Source organism: Mesorhizobium sp. M2A.F.Ca.ET.037.01.1.1 (assembly GCF_003998075.1).
Taxonomy (GTDB): Bacteria; Pseudomonadota; Alphaproteobacteria; order Rhizobiales; family Rhizobiaceae; genus Mesorhizobium.
On the sequence record NZ_RZSA01000756.1, the window covers coordinates 1 to 3,361 of the forward strand.

Annotated in this window: 1 protein-coding gene and 1 pseudogene; both read left to right on the top strand. The window is 64.8% G+C overall.

Annotated elements, in window-relative coordinates; genetic code table 11:
* Positions 1-453 (top strand): annotated as a pseudogene (locus EOA27_RS28430) (efflux transporter periplasmic adaptor subunit); the annotation flags it as partial.
* Positions 450-3,361 (top strand): efflux RND transporter permease subunit (locus tag EOA27_RS28435; RefSeq protein ID WP_127257797.1); only part of this gene is annotated, 2,912 nt, incomplete at its 3' end. The pseudogene EOA27_RS28430 and the gene EOA27_RS28435, both read left to right, overlap by 4 nt.

The window sequence follows — 3,361 nt, forward strand, 5'->3', positions numbered from 1 at the left end:
GTCCAGATCCGTGTCGAGCTGCCGCAGGAAGACAATGTCATCTCCGTGCCGCAAACCGCGGTGACGACGAGCCTCTACGGCGATTATGTCTTCGTGGTTGTGCCGGCAAAGCCGGCGGAGGGCGCCGCTGCCGCGCCGGCAAAGCCGGACGAGCAGAAGGCCACCGCCGATGCCGCCAAGCCGCAGGCGGACGCGTCCAAACCCGCCGACAACGCCACGAAGCCGGCTGACGCCAAGCCGGCCGATGCCGCGCAGCAGCAGGCGTTCACCATCTCGCAGATCTTCGTGAAGCTCGGCCGCCGCAACAACGGCATGGTCGAGATCGTCGAGGGCCTCAAGGACGGCGACCAGGTCGTCACCGCCGGCCAGAACCGGCTCTTCAACGGCATGTCGGTTGCTGTCGACAACACTATCGACCCCAGCAAATCGGCGAACAAAGAGGTTCAGCAATGAGCTTTTCCGACCTCTTCATTCGCCGGCCCGTCTTGTCGACGGTGCTGGCCTGCATGATCCTGCTGCTGGGCTTCCAGGGCATCTTCGGCCTGTCGATCCGCCAGTATCCCAAGGTTGACGAGACGGCGATCACGATCACCACGGCCTATCCGGGCGCCAGCGCCGACCTCATCCAGGGCTTCATCTCGGCGCCGATCGCGCGCGCCGTCGCCTCGACCGAAAACATCGACTACGTCACCTCGTCCAGCCGTCCGTCCTCGAGCACGGTCACGGTGCAGATGAAGCTCGGCTCCAATCCGGACGTCGCGCTCGCCGAGGTGCTGTCCAAGGTCCAGGGCGTGCGCGGCACCTTGCCGGACGCCTCCAAGGATCCGGTCATCGTCAAGGGCACCGGGCAGCAGTTCGCGATGATGTACATCTCGATGCAGAACCCGAACATGACGAAGGAGCAGCTCACTGAGTATATCGAGCGCGTCATTCGGCCCCGCATTTCGACCGTGGAAGGCGTCGCCGACGTCCAGATCTTCGGCGCCCAGGAATATTCCATGCGCATCTGGATCGACCCGATCCGGCTCGCCGCGCGCGGCGCCACGGCGGTTGACGTGCTGACCGCCATCAACAACTCGAATTTCCTGTCGGCGCCCGGCAACACCCAGAACGAGTATGTGGTCTCCTCGATCACCGTGCATTCGACCCTGCAGACGCCGGAGGCCTTCGCCCAGCTCCCGATCCGCTCGACGAACGGCGAGGTTGTGCGCCTGCGCGATGTCGCGCGTGTCGAGCTCGGCGCGGCCAGCACCGACACCAGGGTGAGCTTCAACGGCAAGCCGGGAACCTTCCTCGCCATCTTCCCGACGCCGGCCGCCAACCCGCTGACGACTGCGGCCGCGGTCACCAAGCTCGTGCCGGTGATTCAGGAAACGCTGCCGAAAGGCATGACGATCGAGGTCGTCTACGACGCCACCGGCCAGATCAGCGCCTCGATCGAGGAAGTGTTCAAGACCATCGGCGAGGCTGTCGCCATCGTCATCGTGGTGATCCTTCTGTTCCTCGGCTCGTTCCGCTCGGTGATGATGCCGATCGTGACCATCCCCCTGTCGCTGATCGGCGTCTGCTTCATCCTGTTTGCGGTCGGCTACTCGATCAACCTTCTGTCGCTGCTTGCCATGGTGCTGGCGATCGGCCTCGTCGTCGACGACGCCATCGTGGTGGTGGAAAACATCCACCGCCACATGGAAGAGGACCACATGTCGCCGATGCAGGCGGCCTTCAACGGCATGCGCGAGATCGCGACGGCCATCGTGGCGATGACCATCACGCTGGCCGCCGTGTTCGCCCCACTTGCCTTCACCGGAGGCCTGACCGGCGCGCTGTTCCGCGAATTCGCGGTGACGCTGGCCGGCTCTGTGGTGCTGTCGGGCCTGATCGCCATGACGATCACGCCGATGATGTCGGCGCGTTTGCTGAAGGCTGGCCAGCACGGACGCTTCCAGCGCATCGTCGATGGTACATTCAGCCGCGTCGAGCGCTTCTATGAACGGGCCGTCACCGCCTCGCTCCGGAACCGGCCGGTGACGCTGATCATCGTCGTGGCGCTTGTCGCCCTCACCGGCTTCATGTTCACCAAGACCTCGACCGAACTGGCGCCCGAAGAAGACCAGGGCTTCCTGCTCTCTCTGGTGACCGCGCCGCGCTATGCGACCTCGGACTACACCGAGACCTATGTCAACCAGATGCTCGGCCTGGTGAGGGACATCCCCGAGACCCGGGCGCAGTTCTCGGCCGTCGCCTTCGGCGGCGCCACCAACAGCGCCTTTGTCGGCTTCGCCTTCAAGGACTGGGCCGACCGCAAGCGCAATTCGAAGGAACTGCAGGCCGACATCACCGCACGGCTCGCCAAGGTCGCCGGCGTTCAGGCCTTCGTCTTCGCGCCGCCGACGCTGCCCGGTTCCGGCGGCGGCCTGCCGATTTCCATGGTCGTGCGCTCCACTGGCGACCCTTCGGAGGTCTTCGATCAGGCCGAGAAAATCAAGAACAAGGCGCAAGCCTCGGGCCGCTTCATCGTCGTGCAGAACTCGATGGCCTACGACGCGCCGCAGGTGACGGTCACCATCGACCGCGAGCGCGCGGCGGCGTTGAACCTGCCGATCGCCGATATCGGCAATACGTTGACGCTGCTGGTCGGCGGCGCCGAGGTGGCGCAGTTCGACCGCGATTCCAACAGCTACGACATCATCCCGCAGGTGCCGCAGGAATTCCGCGACAACCCCGAGAAGCTTGGCGAGTATTTCATTCGCAGCGTCGACGGCAAGATGGTGCCGCTGTCGGCGGTGGTGAAGATCTCGACCAACGCCTCGCCGGCGGCCATCGAGCAGTTCAACCAGCTGAACTCCTCGACGATTTCGGCCTTGCCTTTGCCCGGCGTGACCACCGGCGACGGCTTGAAGGTGCTGGAGGATATCGCCAATGAGACCCTGCCCGACACCTTCTTCATCGACTATTCCGGCCAGTCGCGGCAGGAGAAGGAGCAGGGCAACACCATCCTGATCGCCTTCGCCGCGGCGGTGGTCGTGATCTATCTGGTGCTGGCGGCCCAGTTCGAGAGCTTCCGCGACCCGCTGATCATCATGATGGCCGTGCCGCTGTCGATCTTCGGCGCCATCGTGCCGCTCAACATCGGGCTCGGGACGCTCAACATCTACACCCAGGTCGGCCTAATCACGCTGATCGGCCTGATCACCAAGCACGGCATTCTGCTGGTGGAGTTCGCCAACCAGCAGCGCGAGGTGCACGGCATGCGCCGCCGCGACGCCATCATCGCTTCGGCCAAGGTGCGCCTGCGGCCGATCCTGATGACGACGGCGGCGATGGCGCTGGGCGTCGTGCCGCTGATCATCTCCAGCGGCGC